Source organism: Burkholderia sp. BCC0398 (assembly GCF_902833245.1).
Lineage (GTDB): Bacteria > Pseudomonadota > Gammaproteobacteria > Burkholderiales > Burkholderiaceae > Burkholderia > Burkholderia sola.
Map to the genome: position 1 here is coordinate 184,301 of NZ_CADFEM010000001.1, position 18,707 is coordinate 203,007.

The 18,707-nt window shown below is 67.3% G+C and carries 14 protein-coding genes; 10 read left to right on the forward strand and 4 right to left on the reverse strand.

Going from position 1 to position 18,707, the window contains the following annotated elements; translation table 11 throughout:
• Positions 1-27 precede the first annotated feature (27 nt).
• A complete protein-coding gene (locus HWX76_RS00770; RefSeq protein WP_050018027.1) occupies positions 28-1,443 on the reverse strand; it encodes a circularly permuted type 2 ATP-grasp protein in 1,416 nt (471 codons plus the stop codon).
• Between the two features lie 583 nt (positions 1,444-2,026).
• On the opposite strand from HWX76_RS00770, the gene HWX76_RS00775 reads away from it, so the two are divergent.
• The 10 genes from HWX76_RS00775 (at position 2,027) to HWX76_RS00820 (ending at position 15,692) form a co-directional block, all read left to right on the forward strand.
• Positions 2,027-3,022, forward strand: a complete 996-nt coding sequence (locus HWX76_RS00775) for a LysR substrate-binding domain-containing protein (RefSeq protein WP_050018026.1) — start codon at positions 2,027-2,029, stop codon at positions 3,020-3,022.
• Between the two features lie 634 nt (positions 3,023-3,656).
• On the forward strand, positions 3,657-4,082 hold the full coding sequence (locus tag HWX76_RS00780; protein ID WP_050018025.1) for a hypothetical protein: 426 nt from the start codon (positions 3,657-3,659) through the stop codon (positions 4,080-4,082).
• A gap of 52 nt (positions 4,083-4,134) precedes the next feature.
• Complete coding sequence (locus tag HWX76_RS00785) at positions 4,135-4,893, forward strand: hypothetical protein (protein WP_176015358.1); 759 nt, start codon at positions 4,135-4,137, stop codon at positions 4,891-4,893.
• A gap of 104 nt (positions 4,894-4,997) precedes the next feature.
• Positions 4,998-7,526: a poly-beta-1,6 N-acetyl-D-glucosamine export porin PgaA gene (gene pgaA, locus HWX76_RS00790; RefSeq protein WP_176015359.1), complete on the forward strand. Its 2,529-nt coding sequence runs from the start codon at positions 4,998-5,000 to the stop codon at positions 7,524-7,526.
• Between the two features lie 18 nt (positions 7,527-7,544).
• The gene (gene pgaB, locus HWX76_RS00795; RefSeq protein WP_124593857.1) at positions 7,545-9,638 is read left to right on the forward strand and encodes a poly-beta-1,6-N-acetyl-D-glucosamine N-deacetylase PgaB; all 2,094 of its coding nucleotides are present in this window, start codon (positions 7,545-7,547) and stop codon (positions 9,636-9,638) included.
• The gene (gene pgaC / locus HWX76_RS00800) at positions 9,635-10,906 is read left to right on the forward strand and encodes a poly-beta-1,6-N-acetyl-D-glucosamine synthase (protein WP_050018022.1); all 1,272 of its coding nucleotides are present in this window, start codon (positions 9,635-9,637) and stop codon (positions 10,904-10,906) included. The genes pgaB and pgaC overlap by 4 nt, the downstream gene beginning before the upstream one ends.
• Complete coding sequence (locus HWX76_RS00805; protein ID WP_050018021.1) at positions 10,884-11,372, forward strand: hypothetical protein; 489 nt, start codon at positions 10,884-10,886, stop codon at positions 11,370-11,372. The genes pgaC and HWX76_RS00805 overlap by 23 nt, the downstream gene beginning before the upstream one ends.
• A 119-nt stretch (positions 11,373-11,491) precedes the next feature.
• Positions 11,492-13,315, forward strand: a complete 1,824-nt coding sequence (glmS, locus tag HWX76_RS00810; RefSeq protein WP_176015360.1) for a glutamine--fructose-6-phosphate transaminase (isomerizing) — start codon at positions 11,492-11,494, stop codon at positions 13,313-13,315.
• The gene (locus HWX76_RS00815; protein ID WP_089489263.1) at positions 13,312-14,577 is read left to right on the forward strand and encodes a hypothetical protein; all 1,266 of its coding nucleotides are present in this window, start codon (positions 13,312-13,314) and stop codon (positions 14,575-14,577) included. Before glmS ends, HWX76_RS00815 begins: the two co-directional genes overlap by 4 nt.
• A gap of 278 nt (positions 14,578-14,855) precedes the next feature.
• Positions 14,856-15,692 (forward strand): cytochrome c, encoded by an 837-nt coding sequence (locus HWX76_RS00820; RefSeq protein ID WP_176015361.1) that lies wholly within the window; start codon positions 14,856-14,858, stop codon positions 15,690-15,692.
• Positions 15,693-15,728: 36 nt separating this feature from the next.
• Here the strand turns inward: HWX76_RS00820 and HWX76_RS00825 are convergent, their stop codons facing one another.
• The 3 genes from HWX76_RS00825 to HWX76_RS00835 are packed head-to-tail and all read right to left on the reverse strand — an operon-like array spanning position 15,729 to position 18,700.
• On the reverse strand, positions 15,729-16,985 hold the full coding sequence (locus tag HWX76_RS00825; protein ID WP_176015362.1) for a Zn-dependent hydrolase: 1,257 nt from the start codon (positions 16,983-16,985) through the stop codon (positions 15,729-15,731).
• Positions 16,978-17,502 carry an L-2-amino-thiazoline-4-carboxylic acid hydrolase gene (locus HWX76_RS00830; protein WP_176015363.1) on the reverse strand — a complete coding sequence of 175 codons (525 nt, stop codon included), beginning with the start codon at positions 17,500-17,502 and terminating at the stop codon, positions 16,978-16,980. The genes HWX76_RS00825 and HWX76_RS00830 overlap by 8 nt, the downstream gene beginning before the upstream one ends.
• A gap of 31 nt (positions 17,503-17,533) precedes the next feature.
• Positions 17,534-18,700: a branched-chain amino acid ABC transporter substrate-binding protein gene (locus tag HWX76_RS00835; RefSeq protein ID WP_176015364.1), complete on the reverse strand. Its 1,167-nt coding sequence runs from the start codon at positions 18,698-18,700 to the stop codon at positions 17,534-17,536.
• Between the last annotated feature and the right edge of the window lie 7 nt (positions 18,701-18,707).

An 18,707-nucleotide genomic window follows, 5' to 3' on the forward strand; every position in this document is an offset into this window, starting at 1 on the left:
ACTCCGGCGCGCGCGGTCGTGCCCGGCTCAGTCGGCCAGCACCCAGGTGTCCTTGGTGCCGCCGCCCTGGCTCGAGTTGACGACCAGCGATCCTTCCTGCAGCGCGACGCGCGTGAGCCCGCCGGGCGTGATGCGGATCCGGTCCGACACCAGCACAAACGGTCGCAGGTCGACGTGGCGCGGCGCGAGGCCGGCGTCGGTCAGGATCGGCGTCGTGGACAGTGCGAGCGTCGGTTGCGCGATGTAGTTCGCGGGACGCGCGCGCAGCTTCGCGGAAAATGCCTCGAGTTCGGCCTTCGACGCGCACGGCCCGACCAGCATCCCGTAGCCGCCCGAGCCGTGCACCTCCTTCACGACCAGTTCGTCGAGATGCGCGAGCACGTACTTCAGGCTGTCGGCCTCGCCGCAGCGCCAGGTCGGCACGTTCTCCAGCAGCGCCTTGCGGCCCGTGTAGAACTCGACGATTTCCGGCATGTACGAGTAGATCGCCTTGTCGTCGGCGATGCCGGTGCCGGGCGCATTCGCGATCGTGATGTTGCCCGCGCGGTACACGTCCATGATGCCGGCCACGCCGAGCACCGAGTCGGGGCGGAACGTGAGCGGATCGAGGAACGCGTCGTCGACGCGGCGGTACAGCACGTCGATCGGCTGGAAGCCTTCGGTCGTGCGCATCGCGACGCGGCCGTCGATCACCTGCAGGTCGCTGCCCTCGACGAGGTGCACGCCCATCTGGTCGGCGAGGAACGAATGCTCGTAGTACGCGGAATTGTGGATGCCGGGCGTGAGCACCGCGATGGTCGGGTTGTCGGCGTTGCCGCCCGGCGGGCACACGGCCGCGAGCGACTGGCGCAGCATCTGCGGATAGGTTTCGACCGGGCGCACCTTCACCTGCTGGAACAGCTCGGGGAAAAGCTGCATCATCGTTTCGCGATTTTCCAGCATGTACGACACGCCGGACGGCGTGCGCGCGTTGTCTTCCAGCACGTAGAACGCGTTCTCGCCGGTGCGCACGATGTCGACGCCGATGATGTGCGTGTAAACGTTGCCGGGCGGCCGGAAGTCGATCATCTCCGGGATGAACGCCTCGTTGTGCGCGATCAGGTGCTTCGGCACGATGCCCGCGCGCACGATTTCCTGGCGGTGGTAGATGTCGTCGAGGAACGCGTTCAGCGCCATCACGCGCTGCTCGATGCCGAGCGACAGCCGGCTCCATTCCGAACCCGAGATGATGCGCGGGACGATATCGAACGGAATCAGCCGCTCGGCGGCTTCCGCGTCGCCGTAGACGGCGAACGTGATGCCTGTCTTGCGGAACACGCCTTCCGCGTCGTGGGCCTTCTGGGCGAGGCTCGCAGGATCCTGCGTGTCGAGCCATTGTTTCAGGCGCGCGTAAGGCGCCCTCACCATGTCGCCGGATTGCAGCATTTCATCGAATGGCTTCATCGATCTTCTCTCCATCGATCGTTTTCCCCGGCATTGCGCATGCCGGACCGGCGTACTGATTGCTTTGCAAGGAACGTGCCTTGCTCGATCCCTTCGATATCCCCCTGTTTTGCGCCGTGCAGGCACGCCTGCGCGGCATTGCGCACCATAACGGTGCAACGTCGGGCGCGACGGGCGCTGGCGGTGCGCCGCGAGCGCACACGGCCGATGCTGCGCCGCGTCCGACGAACATAGTTCCCCCGCGTGTCACGAATGTGCAATCTGCACTGCACCAAAAACGGCGAGCCGGGCCCCCGGAACGACCGTGAACGGGGCGGGCCGGCACGCACACGGCGCAGCCGGCCCTGGGGAAGTGCCGTCCGGGCGGCCGGGACAGTCCAACGCGGTGAACTGTCCGGTTAACCGGTCCGGCCCCTCAACGCTATGCAGCCGTAATCCCGCCGACAACGCCCATGCATATTTCGACTGACACCGATCGAAAAAAAACATCGGCCCGACCGGCGCGATGCGCGGTACGCTAGAACGTTGGTGCAGCAGACGGCGCCGCCTTTCAGGCGCCCGACTATAAAAAGCGAAGATCGAAATGGAAGCAAAGTGGCTGGAAGATTTCCTGAGCCTGGCGGATACCAAGAGTTTTTCCCGGGCCGCGCGTCACCGGCACCTGACGCAGTCGGCGTTCAGCAGACGAATCGCCGCCCTCGAAACCTGGATGGACGCGAAGCTGGTCGACCGGAGCATCAACCCGGTCGCGCTGACGCCCGCCGGCCAGATGTTCCGCGGGCTCGCCGCGGACATCCTGCGCAGCATGTATGCGGCGCGCAATCTCGTGAACGGCTACGATCAGTTCGCGGCGAGCGACCAGGTCGTGCGCTTCGCCGTCGCGCACACGCTCGTGTTCACGCTGTTTCCCGAATGGCTCAAGCAGCTCAATAGCGAGGTCGGCCACGTCACGGCCCGCGTCAATGCGGTGAACGTGCCGGAGGGCGTGCAGCAACTGGTCGAAGGCGAATGCGACCTGCTGCTCGGCTATCACCACCCGCAGTTGCCGATCGTGCTCGATCCGAACCACTTCCCGTTCGTCAGCCTCGGCGTCGAGCGGATCCTGCCGGTGTCGTCGCCCGATGCGCGCGGCAAGCCGGTGTTCCAGCTGCCCGGCACGCCCGACGCGCCGCTGCCGCTGCTCGCGTATTCGTCGGGCGCGTTTCTCGGCAACATCGTCGAGATGCTGCTGCTGAACGCGACCGAGCCGTACGTGCTGCACCGGTGTTTCGAGACGCACATGTCCGAGGCGCTGAAAGGCATGGTCGTGGCCGGGCACGGCATCGGCTGGCTCCCGGAAAGCTGTGTCGCGAAGGAGCTCGTGGACGGCACGCTCGTGTGCGCGGGCGCCGGCGACTGGATCACCGAACTCGAAATCCGCCTGTATCGATCGGCGCGCAAGCGCGGGCTCGCGGCCGAACAGCTGTGGGCCTACATCATGAACCGGCCGCGCACGGCGCTCGACGGCGCGATCGGCACCGAAGAGGCGGCCGCGCCGGCGATGCGCAGCGCGCGGCGAAGCGCGGGCGGCAGCCGCTGATCGCGCATTCGCGCCGTGAGCATCCACGGCGCGAATGCGCGTGGTTTCAATAGCAATCGATAATCCCGTCCGACGCCATAAAATCCCTTGCAGACCTGTAATCGATCTGCGGAAAAGCGCAAACGTTTGCGAATTCACATCGTATTTTTTACTGTTTTCGGTATTAAGTAAGAATATTCAGCGAGATTTTCCAGACAGAAATACCTTGTTACACAAGTTTCCATTTACCTGTAACTGCCGGGATGATCAAAAACGTCGCACCCTCATTTCACAATCCACGACCTGTACTCGGACCTTCATCGATTCGCCTTGAATACAGGTGCAATAGTTTCTTTTATCAGTCGTTATTTTTCGGCACGAAAGTCGATACCTCCGACGTGATTCAAAGCGTGCTCGATCATCGCTACCGACGAGCAATTTCCATGTTCGGAATTCTCGACTTTATTCAGAATTAAGAAATCCTCACCAATCCGTCCTTATCCTGTTTAGATAGGATCTTTCCCTTCGTCCCATTCGGGCCACACGCAGTTGTTGGTTCAAAAACCATCGTGTATCAATAGCGTGTCGCAAAAAGAACGTTGGCAAATTCGACTCGGCGTCGATGCGCGTCATCGCGTCTGGACGGGAGATTGCAATGTCACCCTCGCTTCGACAACATGCTCGCCCTTTCCTGAGCGCCGTGCTTTCCACGCTCTGCATGAACGTCATGGCCCAGACACCGGCGGCTTCGTCGCCGGCGTCCGGGCCGGGGGCGAACCGGTACGTGATTTCGTATATCTGCGGTGACGCGCGGATCGACGGTACCGCGCCGCTTCCGCCTGACGGACGCCCGTACAACCTGGGCGTGTCTTTCCTGTCGGAGAGCACCGGACAGCCGCTCTCCAACGTGCAAGTGCGCCTGCGCCGGCATGGGCGCGTGCTCGTCGAATTCAATGCATCGGGATCGCGCTGCCTGTTCAGCGTGCCGGATGCAAGCTACCGGGTCGAAGGAACCTATCAGGGAGCAACCCAGTTCGCGATCGTCGAGACGGGCACGCTCACGACGCAGTTGCGATGGTGAGCGTCGCGCCGATCGCGTCATTCGTCGAACGTATCGAATCAAGGAGCCTTGAATGCCTCGTGCAGAACGACCGGACGACTCGCCCGCCCGTGAGCCGAAACCCTCGTGGGGTCCGGGAAAGAATGCGGCGCTCAGCGTCGCCGCATTTGCCGCGATCTTCGGCGCCTTCGCGTATGTCGAGCGAGACGCGAGGATCGGCCACGCGAGCGTGACGCACGATATCGCCGGCGTGATCGAAAACGCCGCCGGCAAGTACCGCGAGTTCATCGTGGCGGCAACGGGCGGCGCGTCCGGCACCGCGGCGCCCGCGGGCTCGACGGCGACGGTCGCGCAGGCCGGGCCGATTCCGCCGTCTGCCTCGGCGACGCCGGCCATGTCGGCCGCAGCCGAACCGCCCGTACCGCCGCAAACGACGGCCCGTTCCGACGTGAAACCCATGCGCCCCGCGCATGTGCCGGCGACGAAGCTCGCGGCCGAGCCGCACGCCGCGTCGGCCGCCAGGCGCACGGCGCGCGCCGGCGACGCGCACCGGACATCCCGTTCACAGGCGCTGGCGCGCACGAGAAAACACCCCGACCCCGTGCCGAAACGGCAACCGCAATCGTATCTCGCCGGCACGTCGCACATGGAAGCGACCACCGTCACACACGATGAGCTGGAAGGCGCCCGCGCGCTGGCCAAGGCGCGCTGGTGCGCACAGATCGACGAATGGAGCTGTGTGGAGCAAAACGCGAGCCGTGCACTCGCCATCGATCCGAAGAACAGCGAATCGCGCGCGCTGCTTGGACAAGCGATCCGCAACCGCTTGTGAGCGGGCCGGATGTCGCCGGGCCTTGCCGCCCGGCGGCATGACGGCCGGCGACGCGCGCCGTCGGGCGTGCAACCGATGTGATCGTTTCAAAGTGAGGAGACACCGTGGCTAACAATCGTCAACAACAATGCACCACCGTCGTTCCGCCGACCCGGCGGATCCTCCTGCATGCGCCGCTGCTGTGCCTGCTCGTCGCGTCCGGCCCGTGCCTTGCCGGCGAAGGCGACGCGCAGCCGCAGGTCGCCCAGGGTTCCGGTACACAGCCCCCTCAAGCGCCGACGCCGATCGCGCAGGCGTCGGATACGTCGATGCAGATCGCGCAGGGATCGAACCCGGCGACGCCGACCACGGTCGTGGTGGACCCCGACGCGCCGCAGCCGAGCGGGCCATCGTCGAATGCGCCGATGCTGCTTGCGCAGGCATTCGTCGACACCGCGCCGCCGGATACGTCGGCGCCACGCGCGCAGACGTCGGATGCACCGCAGCCGCCCGCCCAAACCGCGACCGCCGCACCGCCCACACCGCCCACGCCACCGACTACGCCGACGCTCACCGCGCAGGCGTCCGGCACGCCGATGCCGAATTCGCCCACGCCCATGACCCAGCCATCCGGCGCCGAACCGCCGTCGTCCCGGCAACCGACTTCACAGTCACCCGGCGCGCAGCTCCCCGGCGAGCCGATCCAGCGATCGCAAGGACCCGACGTAGAGGCGCCGAATGCGCAGGCGCCGAATCTGCGCACCGCCGACGTCGCGACGGTCCGCAACGACGTGTTCGGCCTCGCGGCGAGCGGCGGCGCGGTCAAGGCGCTCGACGAAGCGAAGGCCCGCCCCGATGCGTTCTCCGCGGTCGACATCGCGCAACTCGAAGAACTGTCGATTCGCCAGCAGGTGCGCGGCGGACGCGACAAGTCACGTTCGATGACGAGTTCGGACCGCTTCGACGGGCTCGACAACGCGCTGCGCGCGGCCGACGACCTCGACAAGCGGATGCCGGCCACACCCGAGTACACGCCGGTCCGCACGGCGCTCGCGGGCGATCGGGTCGTCGCCCTTGCGGCACGCGGCGACATGAAGCCGGCCGTCGCGACGTTCGAGACGATTCCGTCGAATGCGGAGATCTCGATCGACGCGCTGGCGGCCGTCGGCGACGCCTACCTGTACCTGAGCGAGCCGGCCAAGGCGAACGCCGTCTACGCGCGTGCGCTGCAGCAGGCGACCGCGTCGCCGACGGATCGCGCGACCCGCGGCTTCCAGTACGGCGCCCGCACGCAGCCGATCGAGCTGCGCGAAGGGCTGTTCTGGTCGTACGTCGACCAGGCGCGTGCGCCCGAAGCGAAACAGGTGCTCGACGACATGGAGAAGTCGCTGCCGCCTGTCAAGCAGGTGACCAACGTCGGTCCCGGAGAAAGCGACTATCTGCGCTACTACCGGCTGCGCGCGCAGTACCTGATCTTCACCGGACACGTCGACCAGGGGATCGCCGCGCTCGAAGAACTCGAGAAGCAGGTGCCGTTCAACGCGGAGATCCGCGCCGCGCACGCCGACGCCGTATCGGGCCAGTCGCATCCGCGCCAGGCGATCTCGATGTATCGCGCGTCGCTGACCGATCACCCGGACAGCGTCGAGATGCTCGCGGGCCTCGGCCGCGCGTCGCTCGTGGCGGACGACTACGCGACCGCGAAGACCGTCGACCAGACGCTCGGCAACACGTTCCCGGACAGCGGCGCCGTGCGCGGCTTCAAGCGCGACTACAAAGCGTACCGCAGCCCGGTGTTCACGACCGACCTGAGCTTCGAGCACGGCAACAGCGCACTGGCCAACAACAGCTTCACGTCGGACAGCTATGTGTATTCGCAACCATTCGGCGACAACTGGCGCGTGTTTTCGCACACGTTCTACGGTTTCGCGCAGACCGACGACGGCAACCTCAGCCGCACGCGCACGGGCATCGGCGGCGACTACCGGCACGGGCCGCTCACGGTGCTGGGCGAAGTCACGCGCTCGACGGGCGGGGACGGTCGAACCGGCGGCCGCGGGACGATCGCGTACGCGCTGAACGACTACTGGACGGTCAGCGCCGGGCTCGACACCAACGACAACTCGCTGCCGTGGAAGGCGTATGCCGCGCACATCTGGGGCCGCTCCGCGAACGTCGAGGTCGTGTATCGCCAGAACGACCGACGCCAGGTCAGGCTGAGCTACGGCGTGAGCCGCTACAGCGATTCGAACTTCCACCAGGAGATCGCGGCGACCGCCACGCAGCGCGTGTACACGGCTGCGAACCAGCTCGTCAACGTCTCGCTGAACCTCGGTACCGACAGCAACACGCGCCGGGACGCGCCCTACTTCAGCCCCGGTCGCGACTACGCGGCCGCCGCGACCGTGATGCATCAGCTGACGCTGTTCAAGAAGGGGGACGTGGGGCTGCAACAGCGCGTGTCGGTGTCGGGCGGCGTGTACAACGAGCGCGGCTTCGGCACCAGCCCGCTGTGGAGCGCGCGCCTCGAGCACGCGTGGACGTTCAAGCACGACATCACGCTGAGCTACGGCGTCGAGGTCAGCAGTCACGCATACGACGGCCAGCGCGAGCGCTCCGAAACCGGCTTCCTGTCGCTCAACCTGCCGTTCTAGCAAGGAGATCGGGCAATGCTGCAATCCAGACGGACCTTCATGTGCGGATGCCTCGGCACGTTTGCCGCCTGTTCGCTGTTTCCGGGCGTGACCGGCGCCAAGATGATCGACCTGCTGCCGCCGTCCGATCCGGCCGACGGCAAGACGTTCCGCGTGATCTGCATGCACGACGTGCGCGACAACCTGATGGCGTCGTTTTCGTCGCAGACGGCCATCATCGATCCGTTCGCGGTCGACACCGGCACGCTGACCGCGATCTTCTCGTGGCTGCAGACCAACAACTACCACACGATCACGGTCAAGCAGATCGAGGCGTCGCGGCACGGCGGCAAGCCGCTGCCGCCGCGCTCGGTGCTGCTCACGTTCGACGACGGCTTCCGCAGCCACTATACGAAAGTGCTGCCGCTGCTCGAGCGCTTCAAGTATCCGGCCGTGATGGGCCTCGTCACCGCATGGATCGACACGCCGCCGGATACGCCGATCCGCATCAGCGACAAGGTTCAGGTGCCGCGCGACTACTTCCTGTCGTGGGACGAGGTGAAGAAGCTCGGGCAGTCGGAATTCGTCGAGCTCGGCTGCCACACGCACAATCTCCATCACGGCGCGATCGCCAATCCGCAAGGCAACGAGTTGCCGGCGACCACGTCGCACCTCTATCTGCAAGACCAGAAGCGCTATGAGACCGACGCCGAGTTCCACGCACGCGTGCACGACGACCTGCAGACGTGCGTGCGGCAGATCCGCGAACGCACCGGCATCGTCGCACGCTCGATGGTGTGGCCGTACGGCGCGGAAAACCAGCCCGTGCGCCAGATCTCGACGTCGCTCGGCATGGACATCCAGTTCAGCCTCGACGCCGGCCCGAATACGCCGGACGTGCCGCTCGACCGGCTGAGACGGATCCTGATGATGTACGACGTCGACATCGGCGGGTTCGAGCGCTCGATGCGCGAACCGGCGTCGAACCGCGGCGACGTCGACGTGCCCGAGCGCACCGTGCAGGTCGACCTCGACCAGGTCTACGATCCCGATCCCGCGCGACAGGAAGCGAATCTCGGCAAGCTGATCGAGCGCATCTACCGGATGCAGCCGAAATCGGTGTACCTGCAGGCGTATGCGGACCCGAAGGGCACCGGCGTGGCCGAAGCGGTGTATTTCCCGAACCGGCACCTGCCGATGCGTTCCGACCTGTTCTCGCGTGCCGCGTGGCAACTCAATACGCGCGCCAACGTGCAGGTGTATGCATGGATGCCGGTGCTCGCGTTCCGGCCGCCTGCCGACAAGCAGCGCAGCCTCGAGGCCGTCACGGCATTCGGCGGCGCGCCGGCCCGCGAGAACGGCACGCGCGTGTTCCGGCTGAGCCCGTTCGATCCCGATGCGCGACTGATGATCCAGCAGATCTACGAGGATCTCAGCAAGCATGCGTCGTTCAGCGGCATCCTGTTCGGCGACGACGCGGCGCTCGACGATTACGAGGACGCGGGCCGGCATGCGCTGCGCACCTATTCCCAATGGGGGCTGCCGGCCGACGTCGGCAAGATTCGCGAGAACCCCGACCTGATGAAGCGCTGGACGCGCCAGAAGACGCGCCACCTGATCGACATGACCCGGCAGCTCGAGCAGATCGTGCTGGCTCACCAGAACGTCGGCGACGTGCTGACCGCGCGCAACATCTTCGCGATGCCGGTGCTCAAGCCCGAATCGGAAGCATGGTATGCGCAGAACTACGACGATTTCCTCGCCGCCTACGACTACGTCGCGCTGATGGCGATGCCGTACATGGAGCAGGCGAAGGACCCGGAAGGCTGGCTGGACGAACTCGTGAAGGCGGTGCGCACGAAGCAGCGCGGGCTGCAGCGCACCGTGTTCGAACTGCAGTCGTACGACTGGCACGCGCAGAAGGCCGTACCCGCCAGCACGCTGCTTGCTCAGATGCGGCGGCTGCGCAGCGAGGGCGCCGTGAATTTCGGCTACTACCCCGACAACTTCCTGAACGGCCAGCCGGAGCTCGACGCGATGCGCGACGTGATGTCGCTGAAGTCGCGCCTCGACCCGACCTCGATCAACGCGCTGATGCAGATGCAGCACGCGCAGGGAACCAAGACGCCATGACCTCCCATAGCCTCATCCAGCGCCTGCAGGATTTCGTCTTCTACTATCCGTTCTTCATGTCGTATCTGTGGATGATCGGCGGCGTCGTGCACTACTTCCTGCTCGAGGAGGGCCGCGAGCTGTCGACGCGCACGATCGCGTCGAGCGGCATCCCGAAGGTCTCGATCGTCGTGCCCTGCTTCAACGAAGCCGCGAACGCGCGCAGCGTGATCGCGCATCTGAACGGGATGCAGTATCCGAACTACGACATCATCGCGGTCAACGACGGCAGCAAGGATCGCACCGGCGAGATCCTCAACGAGCTGGCCGTCGAGATTCCGCGGCTGCTCGTGATCCATCACGCGCGCAACGAAGGCAAGGCGGTCGGGCTCACGACCGCGGCGGCCGTGTCGAACGCGGAGTACCTGCTGTGCATCGACGGCGACGCGCTGCTCGCGCACGACGCGATCGGCTGGATGCTCGAGCACTTCCTGACCGACCCGGGCGTCGGCGCGGTGACCGGCAACCCGCGCATCCGCACGCGCACGTCGCTGCTCGGCCGCATGCAGGTCGGCGAGTTCTCGTCGATCGTCGGGCTGATCAAGCGCACGCAGCAGGTGTACGGCCGCATCTTCACGGTGTCGGGCGTGATCACGATGTTCCGCAAGACCGCGCTCGCCGACGTCGGCTACTGGAGCTCGGACATGCTGACCGAGGACATCGACATCAGCTGGAAGCTGCAGTGCCGCGACTGGCGCGTCGTGTACGAGCCGCACGCGCTCAGCTGGATCCTGATGCCCGAGACGATCAAGGGGCTCTACCGGCAGCGGCTGCGCTGGTCGAAGGGCGGCATCCAGGTGCTGCTCAAGTACGCGGGCACGCTGATGCGGCCGACGCAAATGATGATGTGGCCGCTGTTCGTCGAGTACCTGATCGGCATCGCATGGGCGTACTCGATGTCGTTCATCCTGCTGCTCGCGCTGATCGACGTCGTCTACCCGCTTCCGCCGAACTGGCATGTGTCCGTGGTGCCGCACTGGCACGGGATGCTGCTGGTCGCGACCTGCATCCTGCAGCTGATCATCGGCAGCATGATCGATCGTCGTTACGACGAAAAACTCCTGATGTACTTCCTTGACACCATCTGGTACCCCGTCGCGTTCTGGCTGATCAGCATGATCACCACTGTCGTCGCCCTGCCCGCCGTCGTACTGCGGGGCCGCGGCAAGCGCGCCGTTTGGGTCAGTCCCGACCGAGGCATTCAACATGAAGAACGCGCCGATTATTGACCTTTCCCTGCGCGCACCGCGCGACATGATCGCCGAACGCGGCAGCATCGTCGGGCCCGTGCTCGTCGCGTGGTTCCGCCTCGTGCGGCCCGCGCTGGTCGGGGGCGTATGGGCATCGATCTGCATCTACACGTATCGCTACCTGTTGCCGTTCAACGAGGCCGAGATGCCGATCGAACAGATCGTGTTCTACGTGACGAGCATCGCGCTGATCGCCGGCACGATCGTCATGTGGCTGATCGCGGGACGCGTCGTGCATCCATTCGCCTATCGGTTACGCGTATCGAAGATGATGCGGCGCTCGGCCAGCGTGAAGGTGCGCTCCGTGCCGCCGACCGCGTTCGCGAGCGAGCGCCGGCGCGGCGCGCGGCGCACGACGCGCATTCTCGTCGCGTCGCACGATGCGAACGGGTCGATTTCGGGCATCGAATGGGTCGCCCATGCCGGGCCGCAGCCCCGCGAATAGCCCGCCGGAGACGTGCCGCGCCGGGCGCGACGCCTGCCGCGCGACGCGGCGCCGCTTCTGACATCGCGCCGGCGCGCGTCGCGCGCCAGCCGTAAAACTTCATGGAGACGAGGTGAATCATGTGCGGAATCGTCGGAGCAAGCGGCCTGAACAATCAGGTGCCGCAACTGGTCAATGCGCTGAGCCGGCTCGAATATCGCGGCTACGATTCGTGCGGCATCGCCGTGCAGGGCGACGGCCGCCTGCGCAGCGAACGCACGCTGCGACGCGTGACGGATCTGCAGGATCGCGTGCTGACGCTCGGTCTCGAAGCACAGACCTGCATCGCGCATACGCGCTGGGCGACGCACGGCGCGCCGTCTGAAATGAACGCACACCCGATCATGTCGGGCGACACGATCGCCGTCGTGCACAACGGAATCATCGAGAACCACGACACGCTACGCGCCGAACTGAAGCAACGCGGCTACACGTTTCGCGGACAGACCGACACCGAGGTCATCGCGCACCTGATCCACAGTTTCTATCGCGACGACCTGTTCGACGCGGTGGTGCGCGCCGTCAAACGGCTGCACGGCGCGTACGCGATCGCAGTGCTCGGCGCGCGCGAGCCGCAGCGCCTCGTCGCCGCGCGCGCCGGCTCGCCGCTCGTGATCGGCATCGGCGCCGAGCAGAACTACCTCGCGTCCGACTGCGCGGCGCTCGGCGACCTGACCGACCGCTTCGTGTACCTGGAGGACGGCGACGTCGCGCTGATCACGCCGGAGCGCATCGCCGTGGTCGACGCGGGCGGGCAGGACGCGCGGCGCCCGCTGTGCGAAGTGAAGGCGCGCGCGGACGACGCCGCGCTCGGCCCGTACCAGCATTTCATGCAGAAGGAAATCTTCGAGCAGCCGAAGGCGATCGACAGCACGCTCGATGGCATCGACACGATCTCGCCGGCGCTGTTCGACGCGACGGAAGGCACGCGCGCGCTGCTGTCGCGGGTCAGAAGCGTGCTGCTGCTCGGCTGCGGCACCAGCTACTACGCGGGCCTGACCGCGAAATACTGGCTGGAAAGCATCGCGGGCGTGCCCGCCCAGGTCGAGATCGCCAGCGAATTCCGCTACCGCGATACGGTGGCCGATCCGCGCACGCTCGTCGTCGGCATCTCGCAGTCGGGCGAAACGGCCGACACCATCGGCGCGATCGAACAGGCACGCGCGATGGGCCAGGCACTGTCGTTGGCGATCTGCAACGTCGCGACCAGCACGATCGCGCGCAACGCGCCGCTGCGGTTCCTGACGCGGGCCGGCGTCGAACTCGGCGTCGCGTCGACCAAGGCGTTCACCACGCAGCTCGTCGCGCTGTTCGTGCTGACGCTGACGCTCGCGCAACTGCGCGGCCGGCTCGATGCCGCGCAAGTCGCGGCGCATCTGAAGCAGTTGCGCGCGCTACCGGACCGCATCGGCCACGCGCTCGCGCTGGAAACGCAGATCATGGGCTGGGCCGCGAAATTCGCGCGCACCGAGAATGCGCTGTTCCTCGGCCGCGGCATCCATTTCCCGATCGCGCTGGAAGGCGCGCTGAAGCTCAAGGAAGTGTCGTACATCCACGCGGAAGGCTATGCGGCCGGCGAGCTGAAGCACGGGCCGCTTGCGCTCGTCACGAGCGCGATGCCGGTCGTCACGATCGCGCCGGACGACCGCCTGTTCCAGAAGCTGAAGTCCAACATGGCCGAGGTGCGCGCGCGCGGCGGCCGGCTCTACGTGCTGGCCGGCAATCAGCTCGAGATCGACGCCGACCGCGACACGCACCTGATCCGCGTGCGCGAATCGGGCGACCTGCTGTCGCCGATCGTCAACGTGATCCCGCTGCAACTGCTCGCGTATCACGTCGGCTGCGCGCGCGGCGCCGACGTCGACAAGCCGCGCAACCTCGCGAAATCGGTGACCGTCGAATGACGCGGCGAACGCGCGCGGGACAGGCGGTCATGCGGCTGGCCGCGACCGTGCTCTGCGGCGCGGGCGGCGTCGGCGCAGGCTCGCCGGCCCTCGCCGGCGCGCCGGCCGTGCATACGGTCACCGTGTCGAGCGCCCCGTCGCCGCAGGACACCGGCGACCCGCGGCGCTTCATGCACGGCATCGGCGTGGCGGATGCGGGCGACGGCAAACGCTGGGTATTCTTCAGCAGCTCGGGCATCGTGCCGCGCGGTGCGCTGCGCAGCGGCAACTGGCCGCATGACGTGTACGTCGGCGAATGGCTGCCCGACAAGCGGCGCGCGCTGCGCGTCCGCACGTTCATCAGCCGCCCCGAGGCGCAGGAACCCGTGTCGATCGCGCAGAACGCGCGCGGCGACATCTTCGTCACGTTCGAGGACGGCTGGAACACGTCGCAGGAAGTCAGCCAGCGCTACGGCGTCTACCGCCGCGACCTGAAGCCGATCAAGCCCTATCCGAACGACGTCGAATCGGGCGGCCATTCGGGGCACGTCGCGACGGTCGGCGACCGCTTCGTCGTGTTCTATTCGGCCGACTGGGTCAACGGCGGCGGGGTCGACAACCTCGGCAGCGGCAACGGCGTCTACCTGAAAACCTACGACGCGGCCGGGCGCGTGCTGAACCATGTCGCGGTCGCGCCGCACCGCCGCGAGTGGTGGCCCGTGATCGCGGGCTCGCCGCGCAACGCGCTGCTGGTGTGGCAGAAGTTCATCGAAGGCAGCACGGACGCGACGCTCGAATACGCGATGTTCGACCCGGTCGCCGCGAAGCTGGAAAAACTCGGCTCGCTGAACGGCGCGATCCAGTACTACGTGTATTCGGCCGCCTATGTGCCGGACATCGACCGTTTCATCGTCGTCACGACGACGGCGGACGATCGCGGCGTCGCGATGCTGATCGCCCCGGACGGCCGCCGCACGGCGACGCTCGACTGCCTGCCCGCGTCGGTGCGCGAATCGGACATCGGCGTTTCCGGCACGCACGCGTACGTGCCGACCCGCGACGGCCGGCTGCTGACGCTCGCGCTCGCGCCGGCGGACATCGCGATGAGCGGCGTGCAGCGCTCACCGATTCCGTGGGGCTCGACCGGCGTCGCCGGCTTCCCGGCGCGCGGCACGGCGATGCATTTCGTGTCGCTGACGCCGTCGGGAATGCGCGAAGCCGATTTCGAACCGAAGCAAGACACGCCGATGCCGAAAAACGAAGCGACGTGTTCGAATCATTGATGGCGGCCCGGTAACGCAATGTCGTCGTGAACGCGGGCAGGCCGCGTGTCGCCAGCGAGCCCTTCGTCTTCCCTCCGTCCGGACCGCGCTATGACACCACCCCGCCAACCCGGTAGTCGGGCGCGCTGTCGCGGGCCTGTCCGACCGCGACCGCCGCGCCTTTCCTCTGCCGAATTCGCCAGCGCCGCGCGTACCGGATAGACTGTCGCCCGATTCCTTCCATCGGCCGCGGCGCCCCGCCTCCTGCCGCCGCCGGAACGCCCCTTCCCGGAGAACGAATGCTGAAGCGCCAGTGGTTCTCGCTTGTGCTGCTGACGGTTTGCCTGCTCGGGCAACATGCGTCGGCCCAGTCCACGCTCGAACTCGACACCGACGGCACGGCCCGCGCCGTCTCCCGCCAGACGCTGCTCGCACGCGCCGACGCGGCCGACATCCACGTGCCGCGCGACATCGCATACGGCCGCCCGATGACGTTCCGCGCGGTGCCGTTCGCCGCGCTGCTCGGCGACACGCCGCTGCCGGACGACGGTGTGCTCGAAACGCGCGCGGCCGACGGCTTCGCCGCGCAACTGCCGCTCGATCTCGTGCGCCGCCGCGCGCCGGCCGGCGCGACCCCGTGGCTCGCGATCGAGGATCCGGCCCGTCCGTGGCCGAAACTACCCGGCAAGCAGGTCAGCGCGGGGCCGTTCTATCTCGTCTGGCTCGGCCCGGACGCGTCGTCGGTGCGCGGCGAGCAGTGGCCGTACCAGATCGTGCGCATCACGATCGAATCGTCGCCGCTCGCGCGCTGGCCGTCGCTCGCGGTCGACACCGCATTGCCCGCGAACGATCCGGCCCGTGCGGGCCAGCGTCTGTTCGTCACGCAATGTCTCGCGTGCCACCGCATCGACGGCGCGGGCAGCAGCCACGCCGGCCCCGATCTGAACACGCCGATGAACCCGGTCGACTACTTTCAGCCCGCCGCGCTGCGCCGCTACATCCGCAATCCGGCGTCGGTGCGCGACTGGCCGGGCCGCAGCATGCCGGCGTTTCCGCCCGATCAGTTGAGCGACCGCGAACTCGACCAGATCGTCGCGTATCTCGCGCATAGGGCGCGGCGCAAGGCAGCGAAGTAACGCGGGCGCGCCGCTGCTCGGCCGCGCGCGTCGCGCTTATGCTTCCTGCGCGCTCTGCAACACCGCGCGCAACAGCACGTCGGCGCCGGCCGTCGCCCATTCCGGCGTAATCGCTTCGGCCTCGTTGTGGCTCAGCCCGTCGACGCACGGCACGAAGATCATGCCCGTCGGCGCGACACGCGCGACATAGCACGCGTCGTGGCCCGCGCCGGACACGATGTCCATGTGCGACAGCCCGAGCGAGCGCGCCGCGTCACGCACCGCATCGATGCAGCGCGGCGCGAACGGCACCGGCGCATACGTGAAGATCTGCTCGACCTGCGCGCCGAGACCGGTTTCGTCGGCCACGCGCGCGAGTTCCGCGCGCAGCGCCGCGTCCAGTTCGTCGAGTACCGCGTCGTCGGGGTGACGGAATTCCACCGTGAAGAAGCAGCCGCCCGGCACCGTGTTGCGCGAATTCGGCCGGGCCTCGATCATCCCGACCGTTGCGCGCGCATCCGGTGCGTAACGGCGGCCGAGCACGTCGATGAACGAGATCATCCGCGCCGCGCCGACCAGCGCGTCGCGACGGAACGCCATCGGCGTCGTACCGGCGTGCGCGTCGACCCCGGTGAGCGTCACCTCGTACCAGCGCTGTCCCTGCCCGGCCGTCACGACGCCGATCGTCTTGCCGGCCCGCTCGAGAATCGCGCCCTGCTCGATGTGCAGTTCGTACGCCGCGTGCACCGGATAGCCGCCGACCGGCTCCGTGCCCGCGTAGCCGATCCGTTCGAGCTCCTCGCCGATCGTCCGGCCCGCGCCGTCGGTGCGCGACAGCCCGTATTCGAGCGTATAGACGCCCGAGAACACGCCGGCCGACACCATCGCCGGCGCGAAGCGCGAGCCTTCCTCGTTGGTCCAGATCACGACGTCGACCGGACGCTCGGTCTCGATCCCCGCGTCGTTCAGCGCGCGCACGACTTCGAGCCCGCCGAGCACGCCGTAGATGCCGTCGTAGCGGCCGCCGGTCGGCTGGGAATCGGCGTGCGAGCCCGTCATCACCGGTGCGGCGTCCGGATTGCGGCCCGCACGGCGCGCGAACACGTTGCCCATCCGATCGACGCGCACCGCGCAACCGGCATCGCGCGCCCACTGCACGAACAGGTCGCGCGACTCGCGGTCGAGATCGGTCAGCGCGAGACGGCACACGCCGCCCTTCGGCGTCGCGCCGATCTGCGCCATCCGTTCGAGCGACGCCCACAGGCGTTCGCCGTCGACGCGCGGCACGCTCGCCATATCGGTATCGTCACGCATCGCCGTTCTCCGGCGCCCGTTGCAGCGCATAGCGGAAATCGCAGCGCTTGCCGCCCTGCATGATCGTGCTCGTACGCGTGAGCGCAATGTCCGGCGCATAGCCCTGGATGAAATAGCTGTCGCGCGCGCAGCTCAGCAGGTGCCCGATCTCGCCGAGCCCCATCGCGTGATACATCTGAGCGTAGCTGCAGCGATGCACGTCGTAGTCGTAGTGCGCGTCGTCCGCGCGCCGCACCTCGACGTCGAGCGCATCGTCCTTCTCCCACAGCACCTGCAGCGCGATGAACGACTTCACGCTCGTGCCGCCCGGCTCCTGCGCGGCGAACGTACGGCCCGCGTCGACGGCCGCGCCGCGCACGGCTTCGGCGATTACGGCCTGCGCGCGCTCGGCGCCGAATTCGCGCTTCATGATCTCGTAGATCGGCTTGATGATTTCCGCTTCGATGCGGCGCCGCGCGAGGATCCCGAGGCGCGTGTCCTCGGGAGCGGCGGCGGATGTCGGGTTCGCTTCTGTCATGGGAATCGTCCTGGTTATTGTCGTTTTGTCGTTACCTGGCCGCGGTGCGCGAGCCGCCGAGCACGTCGACGACGGCCCACTTGCCGCCTCGCACCTGATAGATCGTGAAAGCCGGGTCCTTCAGGTTGCCTTCGGCGTCGAACGCGATGCGCCCGGTCACGCCCGGTCGATCGGCCGCACGAACGGCCGCGACCAGCTTCGCCGGCTGCGTCGTACCGGCCTTCTGCGCGGCCGCGATCAGCGTGGCGGCCGCGTCGTACGCGAACGGCGCATGCAATTCGATCGGCGCATGAAAGCGTGCCTGGTATTGCGTGTCGAACGCCTTGCCGCCCGGCATCCGGTCGAGTGGCAGGCCCGGTTCGAGCGCCGTCACGCCGTCGCCGTCCTTGCCCGCGAGCGACAGGAAGGTCTGACTCACGAAACCACCCGCGCCGAGCAGCGGCGCGTTCACGCCGAGCTGGCGCATCCGGCGCGCGATCGGCGCGGCCTGCGCGTCGAGGCCGCCGAAGAACACGAGATCCGCGCGCTTGCCCTTGATCGCGGTCAGCACGCCGCTGAAGTCGGTCGTCTTGTCGTTCACGTACTGGCGATCGACGATCGTGCCGCCGTTCGCCTGCACGCCCTTGATGAACTGATCGGCCAGCCCCGCGCCGAACGACGTGCGATCGTCGATCACCGCGATGCGCTTCGCCTTCAGCGTCTTCACCGCGTACGCACCGGTGAAATGGCCGCCGGCATCGTCGTGACCCATGATGCGGAACGCCGTCGCGTAGCCCTGCTGCGTGTATTGATGGCCGGTGGACGCCGGCGCGATCTGCGGGATGCCCGCATCGCGGTACACGCGCGACGCCGGCACGCTGCAGCCCGTGTTCCAGTGACCGACGACACCGATCACGTGCTGGTCGACGAGTTGCTGCGCGACCGCGACGGCCGTGCGCGGGTCGGACTGGTCGTCGGCCGCGACGAGCTTGTAGACGACCGGCTTGCCGCCGATGGTCGGATGCTTCGCGTTCGCGTCGTCGATCGCGAGTTGCGCGCCGTTCTGCAGATCCTTGCCGATCCGCGCGGACGGGCCGGTGAGCGGCGCGGCGAGACCGATCAGGACCGTCTGCGGCGCGGACTGCGCGGACGCGGGAACGGTAGCGACCAGGGCGGCCGCCGAGAAGGCGAGGCTGACGGAGAGGAAAGCGATTTTCATGTGCGGG

Excerpts from the sequence above, each read along its gene's own strand:
- HWX76_RS00830 (WP_176015363.1), bottom strand. The coding sequence starts at position 17,502 with ATGACAGAAGCGAACCCGACATCCGCCGCCGCTCCCGAGGACACGCGC.
- glmS (WP_176015360.1), top strand. The coding sequence starts at position 11,492 with ATGTGCGGAATCGTCGGAGCAAGCGGCCTGAACAATCAGGTGCCGCAA.
- HWX76_RS00825 (WP_176015362.1), bottom strand. The coding sequence starts at position 16,985 with ATGCGTGACGATACCGATATGGCGAGCGTGCCGCGCGTCGACGGCGAA.
- HWX76_RS00820 (WP_176015361.1), top strand. The coding sequence starts at position 14,856 with ATGCTGAAGCGCCAGTGGTTCTCGCTTGTGCTGCTGACGGTTTGCCTG.
- HWX76_RS00835 (WP_176015364.1), bottom strand. The coding sequence starts at position 18,700 with ATGAAAATCGCTTTCCTCTCCGTCAGCCTCGCCTTCTCGGCGGCCGCC.
- HWX76_RS00770 (WP_050018027.1), bottom strand. The coding sequence starts at position 1,443 with ATGAAGCCATTCGATGAAATGCTGCAATCCGGCGACATGGTGAGGGCG.
- pgaC (WP_050018022.1), top strand. The coding sequence starts at position 9,635 with ATGACCTCCCATAGCCTCATCCAGCGCCTGCAGGATTTCGTCTTCTAC.
- HWX76_RS00805 (WP_050018021.1), top strand. The coding sequence starts at position 10,884 with ATGAAGAACGCGCCGATTATTGACCTTTCCCTGCGCGCACCGCGCGAC.
- HWX76_RS00785 (WP_176015358.1), top strand. The coding sequence starts at position 4,135 with ATGCCTCGTGCAGAACGACCGGACGACTCGCCCGCCCGTGAGCCGAAA.
- HWX76_RS00775 (WP_050018026.1), top strand. The coding sequence starts at position 2,027 with ATGGAAGCAAAGTGGCTGGAAGATTTCCTGAGCCTGGCGGATACCAAG.
- HWX76_RS00815 (WP_089489263.1), top strand. The coding sequence starts at position 13,312 with ATGACGCGGCGAACGCGCGCGGGACAGGCGGTCATGCGGCTGGCCGCG.
- HWX76_RS00780 (WP_050018025.1), top strand. The coding sequence starts at position 3,657 with ATGTCACCCTCGCTTCGACAACATGCTCGCCCTTTCCTGAGCGCCGTG.